This is a genomic window from Tunturiibacter gelidiferens (genome assembly GCF_051013345.1).
Classification (GTDB): domain Bacteria; phylum Acidobacteriota; class Terriglobia; order Terriglobales; family Acidobacteriaceae; genus Edaphobacter; species Edaphobacter gelidiferens_A.
In genome coordinates, this window is record NZ_CP132939.1 from 3,288,188 (window position 1) to 3,309,511 (window position 21,324).

24 protein-coding genes and 4 pseudogenes are annotated in these 21,324 nt (G+C 58.3%); 13 read left to right on the forward strand and 15 right to left on the reverse strand.

The genetic code is table 11. The features are described 5' to 3' along the window. Window positions 1–17: 17 nt before the first annotated feature. Both RBB80_RS16335 and RBB80_RS16340 read left to right on the forward strand, forming a co-directional pair. A pseudogene (locus tag RBB80_RS16335) lies at window positions 18–1,177 on the forward strand (cation:proton antiporter). After that, window positions 1,174–1,335: a hypothetical protein gene (locus RBB80_RS16340; RefSeq protein ID WP_433969417.1), complete on the forward strand. Its 162-nt coding sequence runs from the start codon at window positions 1,174–1,176 to the stop codon at window positions 1,333–1,335. Before RBB80_RS16335 ends, RBB80_RS16340 begins: the two are co-directional and overlap by 4 nt. 31 nt (window positions 1,336–1,366) lie before the next feature. On the opposite strand, the gene RBB80_RS16345 is transcribed toward RBB80_RS16340, so the two are convergent. Beyond that, complete coding sequence (locus RBB80_RS16345; protein WP_433969418.1) at window positions 1,367–2,434, reverse strand: lysostaphin resistance A-like protein; 1,068 nt, start codon at window positions 2,432–2,434, stop codon at window positions 1,367–1,369. 134 nt (window positions 2,435–2,568) lie between these two features. On the opposite strand from RBB80_RS16345, the gene RBB80_RS16350 reads away from it, so the two are divergent. Then, entirely contained in the window at window positions 2,569–3,576 is a 1,008-nt protein-coding gene (locus RBB80_RS16350) for a DHH family phosphoesterase (RefSeq protein ID WP_433969420.1), read from the forward strand. A gap of 203 nt (window positions 3,577–3,779) precedes the next feature. On the opposite strand, the gene rseP is transcribed toward RBB80_RS16350, so the two are convergent. The 5 genes and pseudogenes from rseP to RBB80_RS16375 form a co-directional block, all read right to left on the reverse strand. Continuing rightward, window positions 3,780–5,168: an RIP metalloprotease RseP gene (gene rseP, locus RBB80_RS16355; protein ID WP_433969422.1), complete on the reverse strand. Its 1,389-nt coding sequence runs from the start codon at window positions 5,166–5,168 to the stop codon at window positions 3,780–3,782. Window positions 5,169–5,206: 38 nt separating this feature from the next. Beyond that, window positions 5,207–6,395: pseudogene (locus tag RBB80_RS16360) on the reverse strand (1-deoxy-D-xylulose-5-phosphate reductoisomerase). A 598-nt stretch (window positions 6,396–6,993) separates the two neighbouring features. Then, complete coding sequence (locus RBB80_RS16365) at window positions 6,994–7,326, reverse strand: GIY-YIG nuclease family protein (RefSeq protein WP_433969423.1); 333 nt, start codon at window positions 7,324–7,326, stop codon at window positions 6,994–6,996. A gap of 119 nt (window positions 7,327–7,445) precedes the next feature. Beyond that, window positions 7,446–7,877: a phosphatidate cytidylyltransferase gene (locus RBB80_RS16370; protein ID WP_433969425.1), complete on the reverse strand. Its 432-nt coding sequence runs from the start codon at window positions 7,875–7,877 to the stop codon at window positions 7,446–7,448. Window positions 7,878–8,139: 262 nt separating this feature from the next. Beyond that, a pseudogene (locus tag RBB80_RS16375) lies at window positions 8,140–8,307 on the reverse strand (phosphatidate cytidylyltransferase); the annotation flags it as partial. A 135-nt stretch (window positions 8,308–8,442) separates the two neighbouring features. On the opposite strand from RBB80_RS16375, the gene RBB80_RS16380 reads away from it, so the two are divergent. Together RBB80_RS16380 and RBB80_RS16385 are read left to right on the forward strand one after the other, a co-directional pair. Beyond that, complete coding sequence (locus RBB80_RS16380) at window positions 8,443–8,586, forward strand: hypothetical protein (protein ID WP_433969427.1); 144 nt, start codon at window positions 8,443–8,445, stop codon at window positions 8,584–8,586. Then, window positions 8,550–8,999, forward strand: coding sequence for a PadR family transcriptional regulator (locus tag RBB80_RS16385; RefSeq protein ID WP_433969428.1), 450 nt, complete (start codon window positions 8,550–8,552; stop codon window positions 8,997–8,999). The genes RBB80_RS16380 and RBB80_RS16385 overlap by 37 nt, the downstream gene beginning before the upstream one ends. Window positions 9,000–9,147: 148 nt before the next feature. Here RBB80_RS16385 and RBB80_RS16390 read toward each other — a convergent pair whose 3' ends face one another. Both RBB80_RS16390 and RBB80_RS16395 read right to left on the reverse strand, forming a co-directional pair. After that, window positions 9,148–10,134, reverse strand: a complete 987-nt coding sequence (locus RBB80_RS16390; RefSeq protein WP_433969430.1) for an isoprenyl transferase — start codon at window positions 10,132–10,134, stop codon at window positions 9,148–9,150. Window positions 10,135–10,412: 278 nt separating this feature from the next. Next, the gene (locus tag RBB80_RS16395; protein ID WP_433969432.1) at window positions 10,413–10,937 is read right to left on the reverse strand and encodes a helix-turn-helix domain-containing protein; all 525 of its coding nucleotides are present in this window, start codon (window positions 10,935–10,937) and stop codon (window positions 10,413–10,415) included. Between the two features lie 238 nt (window positions 10,938–11,175). Here RBB80_RS16395 and RBB80_RS16400 point away from each other — a divergent pair, with 238 nt between their 5' ends. After that, complete coding sequence (locus RBB80_RS16400) at window positions 11,176–11,826, forward strand: HD domain-containing protein (RefSeq protein ID WP_433969433.1); 651 nt, start codon at window positions 11,176–11,178, stop codon at window positions 11,824–11,826. Window positions 11,827–11,894: 68 nt separating this feature from the next. Here RBB80_RS16400 and RBB80_RS16405 read toward each other — a convergent pair whose 3' ends face one another. Together RBB80_RS16405 and RBB80_RS16410 are read right to left on the reverse strand one after the other, a co-directional pair. Further along, complete coding sequence (locus tag RBB80_RS16405; protein ID WP_433969434.1) at window positions 11,895–12,173, reverse strand: hypothetical protein; 279 nt, start codon at window positions 12,171–12,173, stop codon at window positions 11,895–11,897. An 11-nt stretch (window positions 12,174–12,184) separates the two neighbouring features. Further along, on the reverse strand, window positions 12,185–12,595 hold the full coding sequence (locus RBB80_RS16410; protein WP_433969715.1) for an isochorismatase family protein: 411 nt from the start codon (window positions 12,593–12,595) through the stop codon (window positions 12,185–12,187). On the opposite strand from RBB80_RS16410, the gene RBB80_RS16415 reads away from it, so the two are divergent. After that, window positions 12,551–12,742, forward strand: a complete 192-nt coding sequence (locus RBB80_RS16415) for a hypothetical protein (protein ID WP_433969435.1) — start codon at window positions 12,551–12,553, stop codon at window positions 12,740–12,742. The genes RBB80_RS16410 and RBB80_RS16415 overlap by 45 nt on opposite strands. Window positions 12,743–12,916: 174 nt before the next feature. On the opposite strand, the gene RBB80_RS16420 is transcribed toward RBB80_RS16415, so the two are convergent. Then, window positions 12,917–13,390 (reverse strand): hypothetical protein, encoded by a 474-nt coding sequence (locus RBB80_RS16420; protein WP_433969436.1) that lies wholly within the window; start codon window positions 13,388–13,390, stop codon window positions 12,917–12,919. A gap of 99 nt (window positions 13,391–13,489) precedes the next feature. On the opposite strand from RBB80_RS16420, the gene RBB80_RS16425 reads away from it, so the two are divergent. From RBB80_RS16425 to RBB80_RS16450, 6 genes and pseudogenes are all read left to right on the forward strand, one after another. Beyond that, window positions 13,490–15,313 carry an acyl-CoA carboxylase subunit beta gene (locus tag RBB80_RS16425; RefSeq protein ID WP_433969438.1) on the forward strand — a complete coding sequence of 608 codons (1,824 nt, stop codon included), beginning with the start codon at window positions 13,490–13,492 and terminating at the stop codon, window positions 15,311–15,313. 303 nt (window positions 15,314–15,616) lie between these two features. Beyond that, window positions 15,617–16,390 carry a hypothetical protein gene (locus tag RBB80_RS16430; RefSeq protein ID WP_433969440.1) on the forward strand — a complete coding sequence of 258 codons (774 nt, stop codon included), beginning with the start codon at window positions 15,617–15,619 and terminating at the stop codon, window positions 16,388–16,390. Next, entirely contained in the window at window positions 16,351–16,488 is a 138-nt protein-coding gene (locus RBB80_RS16435) for a hypothetical protein (RefSeq protein ID WP_433969442.1), read from the forward strand. The genes RBB80_RS16430 and RBB80_RS16435 overlap by 40 nt, the downstream gene beginning before the upstream one ends. A gap of 61 nt (window positions 16,489–16,549) precedes the next feature. Further along, entirely contained in the window at window positions 16,550–17,338 is a 789-nt protein-coding gene (locus tag RBB80_RS16440; RefSeq protein WP_433969444.1) for an enoyl-CoA hydratase/isomerase family protein, read from the forward strand. A 76-nt stretch (window positions 17,339–17,414) separates the two neighbouring features. Next, a complete protein-coding gene (locus RBB80_RS16445) occupies window positions 17,415–17,789 on the forward strand; it encodes an acyl-CoA thioesterase (protein WP_433969446.1) in 375 nt (124 codons plus the stop codon). A gap of 113 nt (window positions 17,790–17,902) precedes the next feature. Next, window positions 17,903–18,639 (forward strand): annotated as a pseudogene (locus RBB80_RS16450) (SDR family oxidoreductase). A 7-nt stretch (window positions 18,640–18,646) separates the two neighbouring features. Here the strand turns inward: RBB80_RS16450 and RBB80_RS16455 are convergent. The 4 genes from RBB80_RS16455 to RBB80_RS16470 form a co-directional block, all read right to left on the reverse strand. After that, on the reverse strand, window positions 18,647–19,066 hold the full coding sequence (locus tag RBB80_RS16455; RefSeq protein WP_433969448.1) for a cobalamin B12-binding domain-containing protein: 420 nt from the start codon (window positions 19,064–19,066) through the stop codon (window positions 18,647–18,649). Between the two features lie 146 nt (window positions 19,067–19,212). Next, the gene (locus RBB80_RS16460) at window positions 19,213–20,226 is read right to left on the reverse strand and encodes an aspartyl protease family protein (RefSeq protein ID WP_433969450.1); all 1,014 of its coding nucleotides are present in this window, start codon (window positions 20,224–20,226) and stop codon (window positions 19,213–19,215) included. A 192-nt stretch (window positions 20,227–20,418) separates the two neighbouring features. Further along, complete coding sequence (locus tag RBB80_RS16465; protein WP_433963590.1) at window positions 20,419–20,826, reverse strand: hypothetical protein; 408 nt, start codon at window positions 20,824–20,826, stop codon at window positions 20,419–20,421. A 119-nt stretch (window positions 20,827–20,945) separates the two neighbouring features. Next, on the reverse strand, window positions 20,946–21,323 hold the full coding sequence (locus tag RBB80_RS16470; protein WP_433963591.1) for a hypothetical protein: 378 nt from the start codon (window positions 21,321–21,323) through the stop codon (window positions 20,946–20,948). Window position 21,324 lies beyond the last annotated feature (1 nt).

The following is a 21,324-nucleotide window of genomic DNA, read 5'->3' on the forward strand; positions in this document are numbered from 1 at the left end:
CTGGTCGGCTTCACCGTGTGGGGGTCGCTTTCTTCTCCGACCACTTCATCACCGCGCTCGACTGGAAGGCAGGCTTTCTGCTTGGCGCAGTCGTTGCAACGACGGATGCCATCGCCGCCACCTCGATTGCAAAGTCGATCGGCCTTCCCAGGCGAATCGTCGACATTCTCGAGGGCGAGAGCCTGCTCAACGACGCAACCGGCCTGCTGGCGCTCGAGATAGGTATCGGAATCATCCAGGGGGACAGACGCCAACCCTCGGTGGCGGCGCGCTCAGGCTGCTGTACCTGGTCGTCGGAGGAATTCTGATCGGCCTGCTGATCGGGATTGTCGTCGGCTGGCTGGAAAATTTCATAGACGATGGTCCGGTCGAGCTCCTGGTGAGTCTGGTCGTTCCCTACGCAGCTTACCTCGCAGGAGAGCACGCCAGGGCTTCAGGAGTTTTGGCAGTAGTGGCGTGCGGAATTTACTTGAGCCGCAAGAGTACACAGTTCTTCTCGCCGGCAGTGCGCCTGCAGGTGAACGCGGCGTGGGATGCGTTGACCTTCATGCTGAATGGTTTGGTCTTTGTGCTGATAGGCCTGCAGCTGCCCTACGTGCTCAATGGCATTCACGGCAAGTTCAGCAGGGGAACCCTTATCTTTTATGGGGCGATCTTCAGCGTTGTGCTGATCGTATTGCGAATGGTCTGGGTCTTTCCCGTCTTCAAGATTGCGTCGTATGTAGAACGGCGATGGATGCGACATAAAGAGGAGGAACTGCGGCCGAAAGAGGTCTTCGTCGTTGGATGGACAGGAATGCGTGGTGTGATAGCGCTGGCGGCTGCAATCTCAGTGCCGGAGATGCTGGAAGATGGCCGGTCAGAGACGAGAAACCTGATTGTGTTTCTTGCGTTCTGCGTCATTCTGGTGACGCTGGTGTTGCAGGGCCTCACCCTCCCCGCGTTGATTCGTGCGCTGGGCCTTGCCGGCACCTCCGGGATGGATCCTGAGGAGAAGGAGGCGCGAAGAATCGTACTACGGGCAGCGGTGCGTCATCTCGAAGAAGGACGCAAGCGCGATGGACAAGACGCCGAGCACTTATACGATGATCTGATTCATCGATACAGGCACAAGCTCGCAGCCGTTGGCGGAGGCGAAGAGGGGGACATCTCAAGGCCATCGACAAGGAGACGATGACACGACTGCGAAGCATTCTGGAAGATGCCCTGCAGGCGGAGCGGCGCACGCTCGTCTCTCTACGGGATAAGGGCCGCATCGGAGACGACGTCCTTCGAACGATGGAGCGTGAGCTCGACCTCGCGGAGACTCGGTATCAGGGCACGCCGATCGCGTAGTTTGGCCTGCCCGATCGACTGTTTGATTGAGCTACTCCAATCCAGTTCCCTTGATGCCACCGTCGTAGGACTCGCCCTGTGGCTCCAGGAGCCGGATATAGCCAGCGTTGGTGCGCGGCAGCGTGAAGACTATGACCACGATGATCAGGATGATGATCGGCAGGATGACGATGCTGCCTTCAGGACCCGTTGTGCCTCCACTCAGCAGCGGTCTGCCGACGGGATGGGTGGCGAGGAGATGGTGTGGAACCATAATGCCGCTGTCGGCTACCCCGTAGAGAAAAGATTGGCCCCAGTCCCAGGTAGTATGAAAGCCGATGGCCCACCAGAGGGATCCGGTACGCCACAGAACGAGGCAGAACATCATCGAGGCGATACCGGCGGTAAGCAGCCCGATGGGCGACTCTCCGGGATTGCTGCCGTGCACCAGGCCAAAGAGGATTGAAAAGATGACAGCCGAAGTCCAGAAGGCAAGAACGTTGCTGTGAGGAGTTTTGAAGGCTGATCGAAAGAGGCCGGCCAGTCCGCGAGTCAGCGTGTACTGGAGATAGCCACGAGTGAAGTACTCCTCCAGTAAACCGACAGCGAAGAATAACGCCAGCCACTGCGCGCCATAGCGGAGTATGTCGCTGCCAAAGAGGAGGCGGTTGTCGAAGACAAGAAAACCAGCCTTCCAGAGGATGAGAATGAACGGCGTGAGGCAGATGATGCCCCATGCGAGGCCAGCGACAAAGTGCGGAAGTTTGCTGACACCTCCAAGACCGTAGACGCCGATCGGGCGGCGCTCCACCTTCGACATGATCCACGTGATAATCCCAACTCCCAACAGAGGTACCGCCTCGTTCAGAAAGATGAAGTAGAAGGGTATGGTGTGGTCCGGCGAGGTCTGGTGGGTGGGTGGATGAATCTTGTGCGTGATGAAGTTTGCGAGAAAGAGGAAGGCCGCGAAGAGAGCAACGAAGAGAAGAATGCTCCAGCCCGCGCGAAGCCCTTCAGTGCCGAAAAACACATGGCGCAGCGGCGAGGGTCGCTCGATCGCAGATTGCGGAGTCGGAGGAAGCGGCGTGTCGGGTGATGGATCTTGGGTATAGGTCTGCAAGGGAATCCTCGTGGGGCTGGATTGGAATACGCGAAGAGCCTGCGGGAAGTTCCGCAGAATGATATCGATCACCAGGGATGCGGGTGCGCTATGCTGGACTCTTCACACCTTGCAGAAAGTGTTGAGCGCGGGAGATGGCCGATTTGGATTGTAAGATCTTTTATCACGATAAGTGCTTCGATGGCGCCTGTTCGGCTTCGCTGTTCACGCGGTTCCACCGGGAGTGCGTGAAGACAGCGAACTCATACTCCTACCACGGGCTCGTGCATCGGGCCGGTGCCCTGTTCGACGAAGGAGACTTCGGCAGCGGCGAAAATGCAATCGTTGATTTCAAATACTCCGCTTCGCCTAAGGTGACCTGGTGGTTCGATCATCACCAGAGCGCGTTTTTGACGCCCGAAGACCAGATGAATTTCGAAGCAGGACAGGCCGACGGGTCGCAGCGCATGCGGAAGTTCTTCAACCCAAACTACATCTCCTGCACCAGCCTGATCGCAGACATCACGCAGGTCAACTTCGGCTTCGATACCGCTCCCATGCTGGAGCTGATCCAGTGGGCCGACATCGTCGATGGTGCACGCTACGAGAGCGCAAAAGCTGCAGTCGAGATGGCCGAGCCCGCGATGAAGCTGACGATGGTCATCGAAAGCTCCTCCGACGAAACCCTGGTCAAGAGACTGATTCCGATTCTGACCGAGATGAGTCTGCATCAGGTTCTGGACCAGGGATTTGTTCAGGAGTTGCTGGGTCCGTTGATGGATCGGCATTGGGCCGCGCTCGAGCTGATCAAACAACGAGCCACCGTGGACCAAGGCGTGATCACCTTCGATATCACGGACCAGCCGACCGAGGGGTACAACAAATTCATCCCGTACTATCTGCATCCCGAAGCGACCTACAACGTCGGTTTGAGTAAGTCGAGCTTCCGCACCAAGGTTTCGGTCGGAACCAACCCCTGGACCAAGCTCATGCCTTCGGAACTGGTCAATCTCGCAGCAATCTGCGAACGCTACGGCGGTGGCGGACACGCTCGCGTAGGCGCAATCAGCTTCGCTCCCAACCGGGAAGACGAAGCGAGAAAGGCAGTCGGCGAGATTGTGGCTGAGCTGCGAGCAGCCTCAACTAACGCTGAGAGAAAATAATTGAAAAAGCTGGCGTGTTTTTCGCGCGCCAAGAAGTGACGGTCAACGCACCACGTTCACCACGCATTCCACCACGTTCTCACCAGCAAAACACCACACCAAAAACGCTCTTTTTCTAAAAACACCCGTCAAAAACACCAGCAAAGACAACAAAACCCCGGAGCGAACAGCACTCGTTCCGGGGTTTATTTTTTCCTGAATTCCTAAGGTTTAAGTTTCGTAAAAAGATTCAGCTTCGTCAGATCGTTGAAGATGACGAATGCAAAGAACGCCAGCAGACACACAAACGCGACCTGATACACGCGCTCCTTGATCTGCTGATTCACGTCCCGACGCATAATCGTTTCAATCAACAAGAACAGGATCATCCCACCGTCAAGAATCGGAATGGGCAGCAGGTTGAAGATCCCCAGATTCAACGAGATATAGCTCATGAGTCCAATCAGCGGCATCCAGCCCGGCATCTGCGCCGCCTGATGAATTTGCTGCCCAATCCCAATCGGGCTCTGCAAACTCTTCACCGAAACCTGACGTGTAAACAGCCGCTTCAGCACTTCAACTATCAGCAAAGAGCCCTTTTTGTTGAACTCCCAAGACGCAACCACCGCCTTACCCAGCGGCAGTCTCTCTACTTTGACGGGAGGCTGCACCGCCACAAAACCTAGGCGATAGTCCTTTTCCTTAGGCCCACCAGGCGTCTCCGCGAGTTCAGGAGTAACTTGAACCGGAAGAGTTTGGGTCGCGCCGTCAGCCGCTGTGCGTTGAATCAAAAGGGCCGCGGGCTTACCGGCCCGGTCCTGAAGATAGGACAACAGAGCAGGAACAGAGTGTAACTGAAGTCCGTCAATGCTGAGGATCTTGTCGTGGGGCTTGAGTCCAGCGCGCGCCGCGGGCATGTTGGGCTCAAGAGAGTCGACCTGAACAGGCGTCGTCTGCATCTTCGGAATCAGGCCAAGGTTGTCCAGAGAAAAGTCGTCGGGAGCGCCCTTGTTTTCGACGAAGAGCTTGGTGTCGGTACGCTGGCCGTTGTGAATGAAGGAGAAGGGGATCGTCTGGTTAAGATTCAGCAGGGAGCGAATACCCACCTGATCCCATGTTGGATTTTCAATGGAGTCGTAGTGGACGATCGTGTCGCCGCTACGGAGGCCGGTCCGGCTCGCGGGCGTGTTCGGGGTGATGTAGTCAGTGTAGGCGGGGCCGTCGATGAACTCCTGCACCTCGTTGTGGAGCATCGAGACGCCGGTCATAAGGCCGAGGGCGAGGATGAAGTTGGCGAGCGGGCCTGCGAGCGCGACGAGGATGCGCTGCCAGCGGGGATGGGCGTTGAAGTCGCCGGGATCGGTTGTGCGAGGCTCGTCCGTCTCAATGGTCTGGAAGGACATTTCTCCGGCCATCTTGACGTATCCGCCCAGAGGAACGGCGGCGATCTGGTATTCGGTGTCGCCGCGGCGGAAGCCGAAGAGGCGCTTGCCGAAGCCGATGGAAAAAACCTCGACTCGGATGCCGCAGAGCTTGGCGACCGCGAAGTGGCCGAACTCGTGGACCAGAACCATGATGCCGAGGACGATGAGAAGCTGGACGATTGTTGCCATGAAGTTCGGAAAGACCTCGTTACTTGGTTGGCTGCAGGCTACCGTTGGGCGCCGGTGAGTTGGCGGGCAATCACTTCGCGCGCACAGGCACGCGCGGCAAGATCTGCTTCAAGCACATCGAGGATAGACGCCGGAGATTGACCGGAAGTTAGCTGCAACACAGCTTCTATTGTACGCGGGATGCCGAGGAAGGGGATACGTCCTTCGAGGAATGCGGCTACGGCGATCTCGTCGGCGGCATTGAGGGCGATGCAGGCATTTCCTCCGGTTTCGGCTGCTTCGTAGGCGAGGCGGAGGCAGGGGAATCGGGTGAGGTCTGGCTGAGAGAAGTCCAGCTGCGAGAGTGTTGCCAGGTCGAAGGTGAGGGATTCTTTTTCGGTTACGGCGACGCGCTCCGGGTAGGCGAGGGCGTAGAGGATGGGGAGGCGCATGTCGGTGACCGAGATCTGGGCGAGGATGCTGCCGTCGACGAACTCGACCAGGGAGTGGACCGTGGATTGAGGGTGGATGGTGGTGCGGACCCGGCTGGCAGGCAGGTTGAAGAGGCGGCAGGCTTCGATGACCTCGAAGCCTTTGTTCATCATGGTGGCCGAGTCGATGGTGATGCGCTGGCCCATGACCCAGGTGGGGTGCTTGAGGGCCTGCTGTGGGGTGATGTTCTCGAAGTCGGCGAGGGGGTGTTGCGGAAGGGGCCGCCGGATGCGGTGAGCCAGATCTGCTTCACTTCGGCTGCGGTTCCTCCGCGCAGGCACTGGTGGACGGCGTTGTGCTCGGAGTCGATGGGGAGGAGGGCTACGTTGTGCTGCCTGGCGGCGGCGAGGATGAGCTCACCTGCGGCTACGAGGCACTCCTTGTTGGCGAGGCCGATGGTCTTGCCGGCGCAGACTGCGGCGTAGGTGGCTTCGAGGCCGGCTACGCCTACGATCGCCGAGACTACGAAGTTGACCTCGTGCAGCGTGGCTACGTGTACGGTGCCTGCGCTGCCGTGGACGACTTCGATGCTGGTGATGCCTGCGGCTTTTAGGCGAGTGAGCAGAGTGGCTGCGAGGGCTTCGGTGGCGAGGAGATGACCCTGGGGCGCCAGCGGAGGCACTGGGCGAAGGCGTCGTCGATGTTGGTGCCTGCGGCTAGGGAGATGACCTGATAGCGGTCGGGGAAGGATTCGCAGATGGAGAGAGTGCTGTGGCCGATTGAGCCGGTCGAGCCGAGAATCGCTAACTTTTTCACGTTCTTTATCTTCGCAGATTGCAGGCTTCGGCAACTTCGGTCGTGATCTCTCGGGATTGTGCGCCTTGAGGGGTACTCCCTAGGGGGTATCTCTTTGTAAGTTGCCTGGTTTCAGCTATATAGAAAAACGGGTGCTTGTAAATTCTTCTAACATAAGGGGTTACTGGTAAAATATTCTATCTAAACGACTTACAGGTATATGTGTCGAGATTACGATTAACTGCAGCTCCTGTGTTGACGACTATTTCAAGTATAGCTGTTTGAGGGAAACTAATACGCCACGCGAATTCCTTGATTGGAGCGGGTTTTAGCGGTTTAGGGGTTGACAGGATTTTGTCTGAGGGCTTCCGGGGAATTTGTGCGATTCCTGGAGACTGAGTTCTGGCGAGAGGTGCGAAGGGTATGGGTGGATCTAAGTTCATCGGGATCCTTCGCTGCGCTCAGGATGACGGCAAAGACGGATGATCTGACGGCAGTGGCGGATGACTCTACGGCATGAGCAATTGGTTCGACTGCGCAGGCTGGTGATTCAGTGGTGCAGCGGGTGAAGCGATGGCAGGAGCTGGCAAGGCGGTTGAAAGAGAGGTTGGGGCTTTCTTCAGCTCTTTTTCTGGTCGGCTATTTTTTGGTGCGGGGCGAGCATCTGCCAGCCGTATTGGGCGGCGAGGTCTTTGAAGTCAGGGTTCTGCTGGAGGATGAGGGCTAGTTTTTTGGCTCGGGTCCAGCCTTTTATTTCTTTTTCTCGGGCTATGGCTGATCGGATGTCTACGAAGCGCTCGTGGAGTAGAAGGCGATTGCAGTGATATTTGCTGGCGAAGGTGGATTTGATGCCGTTTTTGTGCTCGAAGAGGCGTTGGTCGAATCTGCTTGTGACGCCGGTGTAGAGGGTTCCGGTGCGGCTGCCGAGGATGTAGACGTGGCCTTCTGGCATGTGGTTCCTGTGGGGAAAGACGGGTTGTTTGGCAGAAAGGGGGAACGGTATTGGCGGTTATGAGTGTGTCGGGATCCTTCGCGATGAGCAACGCTCTGCGTGGACGTGTGGAAATACGTTTAGAAGCGGCCTAGGCCGAAGTAGTCCTTGAGGAGGAGGACGTACCAGAGGACTGGGGCGGCGAGGAGGAGGGCGTCGATGCGGTCGAGGATGCCGCCGTGGCCGGGGAGCATCGTGCCGGAGTCCTTGACGCCTGCTCCGCGCTTGATGGCGGACTCGAGGAGGTCGCCTAGCTGGGCGGCGATGTTGAGGATTGCGGCCAGCAGGAGCGATTGCCAGAGCGGCTCGGAGATGTGGAGCAGGGTGCTGCCGTTGGCGCTGAGGGTGTCGGCGATGGCGATGACGATGCCTCCGGCGATCATACTGCCGACGATGGAGGCGATAGAGCCCGCCCAGGTTTTGCCCGGGCTGAGACGGGGTGCGAGCTTGCGTTTGCCGAAGGCTCGGCCGATGTAGAGGGCTGCAATATCTCCGGCCCATACGCAGACCATGAGGAAGAGGACGAGTGCGGGACCATCTTCCTGTTTCCAGAGAAGAGGAATGAGGGTCAGGGGTAGGCGATGTAGATGAGGCCGAAGAGGCCCTGGGCGGTGTCGGGCAGGACCTGGATGAGGGGGCGCGGAAGCCGTTCCAGGCAAAGAGGATCAGCGTGAGGCCGCTGAGGACGGGGAGTTGCGACTCGACGGGGACGTTGGGCAGGGTGACGACGAATGCGAGGGCGGTTCCGAGGGCCATCCACCAGATAGGGATGCGGAGTGTTGCGCCGTGGGCTTCGGCACCGACTGCGGCCAGCTTGAGGTACTCGTATGCGGCTAGTTCTGCGACGATGGCGCTGAAGAGGGTAATCATCCAAAGCTGCCCGAAGAAGATGAGGGCGAAGACGGCGAGGATGAGAACTGTGGCAGTGAGGATGCGTTTCATGAAAGTTCTGAACAGGATATATCGGGCGTTTACGGATTATTTTAATTCATAGCTTGACTTATCAAGATATATCTTAGTAGTATCCATTCATGAAAAAACTACACGAACACTTATACGAGCACTACAGAGGTTGCCATGGCAGAGAAGAAGGCCGTGGTGAGAGACACAGGGACGATCAACGAGGCGGTTTTGGCGACTTTGGCGGAGGCCGGCATGGCTTTCGCGGAGGACGCGGAGGCCCGATGCGGTTCTTTGGGGCCGGCGATCTTCGTTATGTGATTCTGCAGCAGATTGCGGAGAAACCGAGCCATGGCTACGAGATCATTAAGTCGATCCAGGAACGGCTGGGCGGAATGTATGCGCCGAGCCCGGGCGTGGTTTATCCGATGCTGACGATGCTGGAGGAGATGGGACATGCGACCGTGGTCTCCGAGGGCGCGAGGAAGCTTTATACGATCACGGAGGAAGGGGCCAAGTCGCTGGCTCAGAACAAGGCAGCGGTGGATGCGATCTTCGCGAGGATGGACCGCGCTCGCAGTGAGCAGGGAGGTGGTCGCTCGCCCCAGATCGAACGCGCGGTGGAGAACTTCCGGATGGCGCTGCGGATGAAGAAGGGCCCGCTGACGACGGAACAGATTCACGCGATCACGGACATCATCGACGCAGCTGCGAAGCAGATTGAGAGGTCCTGATTGCGATGATGCGTGAGTGTCCTGCCGGACGGGCCCGCTGCGCGCGGGGCGGTCACTTCGTGACTTGTATAACTTGTCTGGGTGGCCGAGCTGCACGGGGCCTTGCGTTGCTCGGCTTGATAATTCTTCCGACTAACTGCAGCATGAGCTAGTGGCGAGTGAGGACGGCGTCGGTCTTTGCTTCTGATTTGCTTTCGACTTTGGCGTCCGATTTCGGGATGAGGTGGTCTTTGATCTCTGCGGCTACTTCTTCCGCGGGCTCGAGGTTGTTGAGATCTTCGTCGGTGAAGCTTTCGCCGAGGCCACCGAAGCGGCGCTCGCGATGTTGGTAGGCGTTGATGGCTTCGAGCAGATGGAGGCCGTTGAAGTCTGGCCAGAGGCGGTCGGTGACGAAGATCTCGGAGTAGGCGATCTGCCAGAGGAGAAAGTTGGAGATGCGCTGCTCGCCTGAAGTGCGAATGACGAGGTCGGGGTCGGGCATGTGCGCGGTGTAGAGGGCGCGTGCGATGGTGGGCTCGTCGAGAGACTCGAGGGCGCCGGCGCCGAGGAGGTCCTCGACGGAGCAGCCGCGGGTGTGGGCTTCGGTGGTGAGGTCGGTGAGGATGGTGCGGACGGCATCGACGATCTCGGAGCGGGCGCCGTAGTTGAGGGCCAAGGTGAGGGTGGTGCCGGTGTTCTTCGCCGTGGACTCGGAGGCCCACTGCATGGTGTCCTGCACCTCCTGAGGGAGATCGTGTGTGCGACCGATGTAGGCCATGCGCACGTTGTTATCGTTCATCCGCTTTACGTTGCCGACGAGGTAGCTTTTGAGCAGCTTCATGAGGAAGCTGACTTCGGATTTGGGGCGGCGCAGGTTGTTCTCGAGCGAGAAGGCGTAGAGAGTGAGCCAGGGCAGATTGATGCGCGAGGCGGTCTCCACGACGAACTGAACGGATTCGGCACCCTTCTGGTGGCCGAGGAAGCGCTTGAGGGCACGTTTTCCGGCCCATCGGCCGTTGCCGTCCATGATGATGGCGACGTGTTGCGGAATTTTGGCTGGATCCAGCTGTCGGTAGACGCTCTGCTCTTCGGCAGAGAGCTCATGGCTGCGATTTGGAACGCGGCTGGAGTTCGGTAGGGGTGTTGATGCGCGCAAAGCGACCTCGCAGATATTGACGCTAGCACACCGTGGGTGGGTGCGCAACGAAGGACGTCCGTTTTGCAGAGGCCAGAAAAGCGAGACCGGTTGGGAGAATCCGCACCTGAGATTTTTCGTCGAGGTTGCGTGCCAACGCATCTTCGGATTGCAGAGGGTTTAGCGCGCTTCTGACACTGAGACGTTCGCAGTGATCCGATAAGAAGATCGAGCGGAGAGGAGAGCATCACCATAGTGGTGTTGCTCTCCCTGGAGGTTTACTACACACAATCGCCGGTTCAGGCGGTGCGACGGCGTCCTGCGGCCAGCTCGCGCACGTGGTTCAGGAAGATGGACCGCTGTAGTTCGTCGAGCTGCGAGGTGTACATGGCGATCTCGGCGAGGAAGGGATCGGTCATGAGGACCGCGGTCTCGTCGCGATGGCGGGTGTTGGAGTCGCGCAGCAGGGCGGAGATGTCGACCTGGAGGGCGCGGGCGAGGCGATCGAGCGAGGACAGGGTCGGCATGGCCTTGCCGTTCTCGATCTTGGAGATGTAGGTGCGTGGTACTCCCATGCGAGCTGCGAGCTGGCGCTGAGAGAGATTGCGCACGTGGCGCAGGTCTCGAACGGCGTGGGCTACTTGCAGGCCGCCTTCCTGAGTTGATGGTGGGGGAACCAGCGCCAGTGGTGCTGGAGCGGGTTCGGGCTCTTCGACCTCGAGGCATTTGTGGCAGCGGCGGCACAGCGCATTGGCTGTCCGAAACTGCACCAAACTGCAGTGGTCGCAACGTAGTACCTCACGTTGTTCGACAGGTGCCATCATGGTTGCCATAAGTTGTGTTGTAGCGAAGGGACCCAGAGCAAGGACCCAGCACATGTCCGATAACGGAACATATGATGTGCCTAGATTGACACTGGGACTCTGGGGAGTCAACAAAAAAACCGCTAAAGACTCTACAAATGTCGGAAAAAACCGGAAAGGAACCAAAGTGGTAACTTGCTTGCTTGCCGGGGAGGAGATAAGCGGGATCGCGTTAGATTCGGAGAGGAGGAGTTTTTGAATGAGTGATGGATTTGGGCGCGGGCAGGCGTTGGCGTTGTTGGAAGAGTGGACCAAGAGCGAGAGTCTGCGGAAGCATGGGCTGGCGGTTTCGGTCTGCACGGAGGCGTATGGCGTGATGGAGGCTTCGCGGCTGGGGCTGGCGGGGCAAGAGGCTTCGTCGTTTGTGGAGCGATATGCGAGTGCGGGGCTGTTGCACGATATGGACTATGAGCGGCATCCGACGCTCGAGGAGCATCCGTTTATCGGGGTGAGCCATTTGCGGGAGTTGGGATGGCCGGAGAGTGTGCTGCATGCGATTCTGGCGCACGCGGACTACTCGGGAACGCCGCGGGAGTCGCACCTCGATAAGGCGCTGTTTGCGTGCGATGAGCTTGCGGGATTTTTGACGGCGTGCGCGCTGGTGAAACCTTCGAAGTCGATTCATGAGGTCGAGGTTGCGAGCGTGAAGAAGAAGATGAAGGATAAGGCATTCGCGCGGGCGGTGAAGCGGGAGGATATTACCGATGGCGCGGAGCTGTTGGGGTTGAGTGTGGAGGAGCATGTGGGGAATTGTCTGAAGGCGATGCAGGCGCGGGCGGGGGAGTTGGGGCTGGAGGGCCAGAGCAGCCAAAGCCAGCTTTCGAGTACGGCGGGTTCAAAATCTGATTGATTAGCGGCAGCCGCGAAGGATGGCGACCCAGAGGAGCGAGAGGAAGATGGAACCGGTGATGCCAATCATTAGGATGGGCGACGGGTTGTTTTAACTACGGCTCCGTGGCTGCGACTGTTTTGTTCCGGATGGAGCGGGTTGTAGGTGACGGGGATGCGCTCGTTCTGAGGGATGGCGACAGGGGATTGGAATTCGTCGGAGTAGAGGCGACCGTGCGCGTAGTAGTCGAAGGCGATGCGGAACCTTTCGCCGGTCTGGAAGCCGAAGGCAAGAGTGCTGAGGCCGCGGCACTGATACCGGCAGGTCGTGACGATGCCTTCGGTTGCGATCCATGTTTGCTCGGCCACTGGTTGTTTGATCACAGGGTATTGGATGCGATGCGCGGAACGCCGACGGCGGCGAGGGCTTCGTCGGTTTCGGCGATTGATGCCCCAAGATTGACGGGGCGGGTGGCGTCTTCGACGACGATGGTCTCGAAGCCGAGGGCGTGGCCGTCGAGGGCAGAGTAGCGGACGCAGAAGTCGTAGGCGAGGCCGCAGAGGAAGAGGCGTGCGAGGTTGCGTTCGCGCAGGTAGCCGGCGAGGCCGGTGGGGGTGGTGTGGTCGTTTTCGAGGAAGGCGGAGTAGCTGTCGATATGGCGGCGGAAGCCTTTGCGGAGGATGAGTTCGGCGTGAGGGATGGAGAGGGCGGGATGGAAGGCTGAGCCTTCGGTGTGTTGGAGGACGTGTTCGGGCCAGAGTGTCTGCGGGCCGTAGGGGGCCTGGATGATCCCGTAGGGCTGGGCGTTCGCATGAGTTGCGGTGTGGGTGGTGGCGAAGGAGATGTGTTGGGTGGGGTGCCAGTCCTGGGTGAGGATGACGTGGTCGAACTTTTTGCGAGGGCGTTGATGAGGGGACTACGGCGTCGCCGTCTTTGATGGGCAATGCGCCGCCGGGCATGAAGTCGTTCTGGACGTCGATGACCAGTAAGGCGTCGGTCGGTTGGAGTTGCATAGTGACTTGATGGTAGTGCAACAAGTGAAGAGTACGGTCGTCCTTCGGACGATGCCCACATCTCAAAATCGAGATATGGGCACCCAAACCTTCGCTGATTATGGTTTTAGGTTTGTGGTGTCCTGGATGGTGCCGATTTTTATGTCGGAGCGGCTGCAGTTTTTGTCCTGGCAGAAGCCGCTGATCCAGACCTCGCCGTCGCCCAGCATGACGCCCTGCGAGTTGACGAACAGGGCTTCGTACTTTTGTTTGAAGATGGCGTCCTGAATGTCGTGGGTGATGATGCGGTCGTAGTCTTTGATAAACGCCTTCTCGTTTTTGACGACGAAGGGCTTTTTACCGGGGTTGACCTTGATGGGGTAGTGAACGAGGGCGGCGACGGCGGCTGGGTTGTGCTTGGCGACGGCTTGCTGGAGGCTGAAGAGGAGTTGCCGAACTTTGACGTGGCTTCCGACGGAGAGGTCGATGGATTTATCGAGATCGACGGTGGGAGTTTGAGCGATGCCGCGGGCAGGCAGGAGAAGCACGCCGGAGATCAGGATTAACTGTGCGAGTTTGGTTCGGAGGTTCATTCCGTGTCTCCGTGGACGATCTCTGAAATAGGTCTGGATTCAGTTCGAAGATAGGGTACACGGGTTCGGACGAGACGGTGAATGTAATGTGCAGCTAAGATGCTAGGCTGGCAAGCTTTTGTGAGTGGCCGGTTATCGGAGGAGTGGAAGTTGGAGAGTTCGTTGGTGTCGAAGCTGGATACGAAGGCGGTTCGGTTTGGAGCGAATCGTGCAGCGTTGCAAGTATTGATGGCGGCTTTGCGGGTCTCGGAGGACGAGATTCGGCTGGGTGGCGGGGCGAAGGCGGCAGAGGCACAGAAGGCGAAGGGCCGGCTGACGGTGCGGGAGCGGCTGGCGCTGTTGCTGGATCCTATGGATTCCGGTGATCCTAAAACCCAGGTCTCAGAATCGAGACCTGGGGCACCCGGAGCCGTGCAGCTTCCGAATTTTCTGGAGTTGGGGTTGTGGGCCGCGTATGGGATGTATGAGGAGTATGGCGGGGCTCCGGCGGCCGGGGTGGTAACTGGGCTGGGGCGGGTGAGTGGGCGGTTGTGCATGATCGTTGCGAATGACGCCACGGTGAAGGCGGGAGCGTTCTTTCCGATGACGGCGAAGAAGGTGCTGCGGGCGCAGACGATTGCGTTGGAGAACCGGATTCCTACTTTGTACCTGGTGGATTCGGCCGGGGTGTTTCTGCCGTTGCAGGAGGATGTGTTTCCGGATACTGATGATTTTGGCAGGGTGTTTCGCAACAATGCGGTGATGAGTTCGCTGGGGGTGCCGCAGATTACGGCGATTATGGGAATGTGCGTTGCGGGCGGGGCCTACCTGCCGGTGATGACGGATACGGTGTTGATGACGGAGGGGTCGGGGTTGTTTCTGGCGGGGCCGTCGCTGGTGCAGGCGGCGATTGGGCAGAAGACGGACGCAGAGGAGCTGGGTGGGGCGGCGATGCATGCGGAGATCTCGGGGACCGTGGACTTCAAGGAGCCGAATGATCATCTGTGCCTCGCGCGGTTACGTTCTCTGGTGGGGAAGATTGGTTCGCCTACGAAGGCACCGTTTAGTGTTGTGGGGTACGACGCAGCGAAGGATGCGCCGAAGTTTGCGGCGGAGGATTTGTACGGGCTGATTGATCCAGATCCGGCGAAGGCTGCGAGCAATGTGTACGACATGCGCGAGGTGATTGCGCGGATTGTGGATCGCTCGGAGTTCGATGAGTACAAGGTGGATTTTGGGCGGACGGTGTTGTGTGGATATGCTCGGATTGGCGGGCGGGCTGTCGGGATTGTGGCGAATCAGAAGATGCATCAGTCGCAGACGGTGGCGGTGGGGCCGCAGGCTGGAGAGAAGCGGACGGAGTTTGGCGGGGTGATCTATACGGAGAGTGCGCAGAAGGCGGCGCGGTTCATTATGGATTGCAATCAGAGTCTGGTGCCGCTGATCTTTCTGCATGATGTGAATGGATTCATGGTGGGGAAGGATGCGGAGTGGAGCGGGATTATCCGCGCCGGGGCGAAGATGGTTTCGGCTGTGAGTACGAGCGTGGTGCCGAAGATTACCGTGATTGTTGGCGGGAGTTTTGGGGCGGGGCACTATGCGATGTGCGGGAAGGCTTATGATCCGCGGTTTTTGTTTGCGTGGCCTACGGCTCGGTATGCGGTGATGAGTGGGGCTTCGGCGGCGAATACGTTGGCTGAAGTGAGGGCGAAGCAGATGGAGCGTGGAGGGAAGGTGCTGACGGATGCGGAGAAGAAGGCGCTCTATGACGAGATCAAGTCGTCGTATGATGCGCAGGCCGATCCAAGGTATGGGGCGGCGAGACTTTGGATCGATTCGATTATTGATCCGGTGAAGACGCGGGAGGTGTTGATGACGGCGCTGGAGGCGGCTAGTTTGAACCCGGAGGTGGCGAAGTTTAATCCGGGGGTTTTGCAGACGTGATCTCGCGACAGACAATTGTTTGGTCAGTTTTTTCGATTATTGCGTTTTTGATCATTCATCATTGGAGATCAGATCAAGATAATTGTTTAGGAATTCGAAACACTAAGGCCGAATCATCAGCAGGACAGGAAGGAACTCCCAAGTCCAACAGCGTGGAAATTCCTTGCCGAGCGTTGAATCCTCGGCAACCTGATTGGGTGAATTTAACGACTTTAGCCGCAGTTATTTCGGTCGTTGCATTTGGAATTAGTGCAAGAAAAGATTTGAGAAAAACAGCTTCAGCTAGGAAAGCCCGAGGTAGAAGTGAGTAATCAAATAAAAATTATTGAGTGTCCGCGGGATGCGTGGCAGGGGCTGCCCAAGAATATGCCTGCGGAGGTGAAGGCGGACTATCTGCGGGTTTTGATTGCGGCGGGGTTCAAGCATATCGATGCGGTCAGCTTTGTTTCGCGGTCGGCGGTGCCGCAGATGGCGGATTCCGAGCTGGTGCTGGAGTATCTGGATCCGCCGGATGATGTGGAGATTATTAGCATTGTGGTGAATGCGAAGGGTGCGGAGCGGGCGGTGAAAACGGGGAGTGTGCAGACGCTGGGGTTTCCTTATTCGGTGTCGCCGACGTTTCTGCAGAGGAACCAAGGGCAGACACCCGAGGAGGCGCTGGAGGAACTGGAGAAGATTGGCACGCTGGCGTACAAGGCGGGGATGGATGTGGTGGCGTATATCTCGATGGCGTTCGGGAATCCCTATGGCGAGCACTGGGACATCGATGAGGTGGTGGCGGCGTGCGATCTGCTGGCCGATAACGGGGTGACGCAGATCTCGCTGGCGGATACGGTGGGACTGGCGACGCCGAAGCAGGTGGGCGACCTGGTGGCGGATGTTCTGGCAGTGCATGAGGGGATTGAGATTGAGTGCATCTGCATGCGAGGCCGGACCAGGCTGCGGAGAAGATTCGCGCGGCGTATGAGGCGGGGTGTCGGCGGTTCGATGCGGCGATCGGCGGGCTGGGTGGGTGTCCGTTTGCGCAGGATGCGTTGGTGGGAAATGTTGCGACGGAGGTATTGCTGGCGGAGTTGAAGGGGCTGGGTGCGGAGTTGGAGCCGCTGCGGCCGCTCGATGGGTTGTTGGCGGCGAGCGCGGAGATCTTGCGGAAGTATGGCGAGAGGGTGCAGTAAGCGTCGCGAGTCAGTGAATCAGCGATTCAGCTGGACTTGGATTAGAGAGTTAGGAGGCGTTGTGAGTTATGTAACGATTCTAGTTACGGATGTAAATGGGGTTCGGATGATTACGTTGAATCGTCCGGAGCGGCGTAATGCGATGACGCCTGAGATGCAGCACGAGCTGATTCAGGCGATGGAAGAGGCCGCTGCAAGCGACGATTGTAGCGTGGTGGTGTTCACGGGAGCGGGAGACGCGTTTTGCGCGGGATTAGATTTGAGTGCTCTGCAGGGGATGAATGAGAAGTCCGCTGCGGAACATACCGCGGATGCGGAACGGATTGCGCGGCTGTTTCGGACTTTGTATGAGCTGCCGAAGCCGACGATTGCGGCGGTCCACGGAGCTGCGATTGCGGGTGGGACGGGGTTGGCGACGATGTGCGACTTTACGCTGGCGGTGCCGGGTGCGAAGTTTGGCTATACGGAGGTGAAGATCGGATTTGTGCCAGCGGTGGTGTCGGCTTTTCTTGTGTTGCAGATTGGGGAGAAGGCGGCGCGGGATCTGCTGCTGACGGGGCGGATCTTTACCAGCGACGAGGCGGCGCGGCTTGGGTTGGTGAATGAGGTTGTCGACGCTGAGAAGCTGACGGCGCGGACGCTGGAACTGGTGGGAGTGTTGAGGGCTAACAGTCCGGAGGCGATGGCGGCAACGAAGCGGTTGCTGGCGGCACAGAATAAAGCATGGCTGGATATGGCGCTTGCGGAGGCGTTGGCTGCGAATGCAGAGGCAAGGGCCACGCACGATTTTCGCGAGGGCGTCGCGGCGTTTTTAGAGAAGAGAAAGCCGGTGTGGGGCGGGGGCTTATAGTTGCGAGGCAACTTGTAGATGCTGCAACGGATGAACATCGATCTAAATCGTGGTTCGGATTAGGTAGACTGTCTGGATGATTGAAGTTGTCGCGGAGAAGCGTGTGGGCAAGGCCGGGGTGCGGGTGCGGTATGCCGAGACTGACCAGATGGGCGTGGTGTATCACTCGAACTACCTGATCTGGTTTGAGGTGGGGCGGGTGGAGTTGATCCGGAGTATGGGGCTGGACTATAAGCGGATGGAGGTGGAAGAGGGCTGCGGGATCGCGGTGGTGGATGTCCATGTGCGGTACCGCGCGCCAGCCAGGTACGACGATGATTTGGTGGTGGAGACGAGGTTGTTGGCGGCGCGTGGAGCGGTGATCAAATTCGGCTATCGGGTTTTGCGGGTGGAAGATGGGGTGCTGCTGTGCGAGGGGAGACTGTGCATGTGGTGGTGGGTAAGGATATGAAGAAGCAGTCGCTGCCGCCGAAATATGCAGCATGTTTTGCGGCGTATTTAGATGCTCGATCATCTGATGGTGCAGGTAGCTAGCAAATCAGATCTGTGATGAGGTGATTGCGAATGAGTACTGATAAGAAGGTTGCGCTGATTACTGGCGGCAATAAGGGGATTGGCCTGGAGACTGCCCGGCAGCTTGGGAAGCTTGGAATTACTGTGCTGATTGGCGTTCGCGATGTGGCCAAGGGCGAAGCTGCGGTGTCCGATCTGAAGAAGGATGGCGTGGACGCGCGTGCGGTGAAGCTCGATGTGGATAACTCGGCGGACTATGCGGCTGTGGCTAAGTTGATCGAGAAGGATTACGGACGGCTGGATATTCTGGTCAACAACGCCGGTATTTTTCTGGACGGTCGGAAGGGAAATGAGACCTCTACGACCTCAAAGGACATTCTGCAGAAGACCTTCAATACGAACTTTTTTGCGGTGGTAGGGCTGACGCAGGCGCTGCTGCCTCTGTTGAAGAAGAGCCTGGGGGGCGGATCGTGAATTTGTCGAGCATTCTGGGCTCGAATACCCTGCATGCTACGCCGGGGTCTTTTATCTACGATGCGAAGACCTTCGCGTATGACGCTTCGAAGGCGGCTCTGAATTCATTCACGATTCATCTTGCGCATGAGTTGAAGAATACGAAGATCAAGGTGAACTCGGCGCACCCCGGATGGGTGAAGACGGATATGGGCGGCGAGGGCGCGCAGCTCGACATCGAGACGGGTGCGAAGACCTCGGTGGAGCTGGCGACGCTGCAGGATAGCGGGCCGCATGGTGAGTTCCTTCACCTCGGTAAGCCGCTGCCTTGGTAAGAGTGCGTTAGCTGATGAGCATGCCGCGAGGCTTTACGTTGTCGCGGATGAAGGAGATGGTGGTCTCAAGCGGCGTTCCCGGTCCGAAGATGGCCGAGACGCCGTTTTCTTTTAGTTTTGGCTGGTCTTCGTCGGGGATGGTACCTCCCAGGACGAGGAGGATGTCTTCGGCCTTCTGCTCGCGGAGGAGGGCGGTGATGCGGGGGACGATGACGTTGTGGGCGCCGGAGAGGATGGAGAGGCCGATGCAGTCGACGTCCTCCTGAATGGCGGCGGAGACGATCATCTCGGGGGTCTGACGGAGGCCGGTGTAAATGACCTCCATGCCGGCGTCGCGGAGAGCTCGGGCGATGATCTTTGCGCCGCGGTCGTGGCCATCGAGGCCGGGCTTTGCGACTAGAACGCGGATTGGGGGTTTAGTTGGCATCGATTGGTGAGTATATCTGGCGAGTGGCCGGGTAGGATATTCCTCACGCTTAGAAGGTCGAAACGCGGCGTCCTTAAGGCGACAGTTTGTGGCCCGAAGTTTTCGGACGGGCCTCTCCTTATTGATCGGTCAGTCGGTATCTCCCCTCACTTGTGCGCAGCGGGCGCCTCAAAAAGAACGAGGTTGTCGCGATAGTCGATGTGCATGACGAGTTGTTGGAGGGTTGGGTAGCCGAGGAAGCCGTGGACTCCGTCGAATCGTGACAGGTTGAGCGAGTCCATATTGGTGACGGGAAGCCTAAGTCCAGCGAAGTCTGCGGTGAAGCTGCCAGCTTCTTTCAGTTTGCTCACTCCTGAGACACCGCGAATGAGGTTCATGGAGTCCTTCGTCTGGGTCACTTGCTTCGCGAAGTCAACATCGATCAAGTTGGTGAAAGATCCGGTGTCGACCATAAAGAGTGTCGGCTTGCTGCTGTTGATGACGACGGGCATGATGAGTTGATGGCCCCGGCGGTAGATGCTGGTCCAGTTCTGCATGGATGGCGGCTTGAAGCGGTCGAAGCTGCTGAGATCGTTTGCCGGGTCACCACCGAGCGCGTCCAGTGGCGCCGTGGATGCAGAGGAAGGTTGCGGCAACGGCTCAAGGCGGATCTCGTGTTTTACGTAGTCGAGGGTGACGAGGTAACGCGAGAAGATGTCGGTGCCAACGAGACCGTCGCTTGTATCGAGGGCCTGGCCAATGTGGCCGCCGCCCATGACGCTGAAGTTTTCCAGAGCATCGACGTTGCAGTTTTTGAATTCGACGCCCCCAATACGAACGGACTCAGCAGTGTACTGCTCGATGGCGTTAGATCCCTGATCCCCGAAGCCCCGGACGCGGGAGGAGCTTACCTTTTGCAGACCCATTCCGGCGAATACGCTGTGCGTCAGGAGAAACCCGGTGGCGCCAGTATCGATCTGGAGGGTGCGCTTGTGTCCGTTGAAAGCGATTTCGAGTCCATAGTGGTCGATACCGATGGCACCGTAGACAGGCGTCATCGGTATTCGCAGAGGGCCGGTTGTGGAAGATAGTTCGCAACGGTTTTTGAGGCTGGAGTCTTCCTGTTCGAGCTGCCTGGCCAGGGAAGTTCGACGCTTGTCGTCCAGGCGATTTGGATTCATGAACAAAATTTGCAAGTTCAGCTACGGACTGCTCGTCATTCAGGGAGTTGATCCAGGCGAAGCGGATGTTCTCATTATTCGGGCTTAGCTGATGGGCGAGCGCAAGGTGCTTCTGGGCGGTGGCGTGATAGCCGGAGAGGGATTCGTACTCGGCTAGACCTTCGTAAGCGGAGGGGAGGCAGGGGTCAAGCTTCAGCGCCTTGAGCATGAGGGCGTAGGACTCCAGCCAGTCTCCTTCTGCGTGGCGGAGTTCTCCGGCGGTGACGATGGCGACAGGATCTGTTGGCTCAGCGAGGGTCCATGCGTCGGTTTTTTTCTGGCGTCGTCGAGTTTGCCTTGACCTATCAGGCTGTCAATTTCAAGCTGTCGGCTGCGGCTATTTTTCGCGTCGGCCTTGTATTCGGCTGCGGCGAGTTCGGCGGCCTTCTTGAAGTTTTCGCGATAAAACGCCAGTTCGGTTTCGGTTGGGGCAGCTCTATCGATTTTGCACGAGGCGCTCTTAGCGGGGGTAGTTTGTGCAAAGCCGCTCGAAGCGAGGATGGCTGAGAAGATGAGGGATAACCAAGAGAGAGGCAGGATCGCAGCGGCCGAGTCGTTCATGTTTAAGCTGAATATTATTTAAGAAAAGAGATTCTATCCATTCCTATTTCGAGATGGTTCCCGATCGGCCTGTATCGTTTGTGGGATTTTCCTTAAGACGCCTTTCTTCGGAAAGAAGATCAAAAGTTGCTGTCGCCGATGGGCATGCCGGGTGGGGCTTCGATGGGTTTGGTGGGGATGAACTTTTGAGGGTCGCGGTTGAAGTCGTTGATGCGGTCGATGAGGGCAGCGCGGTGGATGGCTTCGGCGGTGTCGGGGAGTGGGGCGGCGGTGGTCCACTGCTTGAGGAGATCGTTGAGGTGAGAGCGGGCGATGGCTCGGGCTTGCGTGGAGGCTTGCGGGTTGACGGCGAGAGAGAGCATGGCTTCGAGGGCGCGGAACTCTACGGCGCGTTCAACCTCGGAGGACATGGTGTGGCCGGCTTCAGGGCGCTCGGCGGTGGTTTTGGAGATTGCTTCGAGGACGCCACGGAGGGAGGGGGCGTCGGCGAGGCGCATG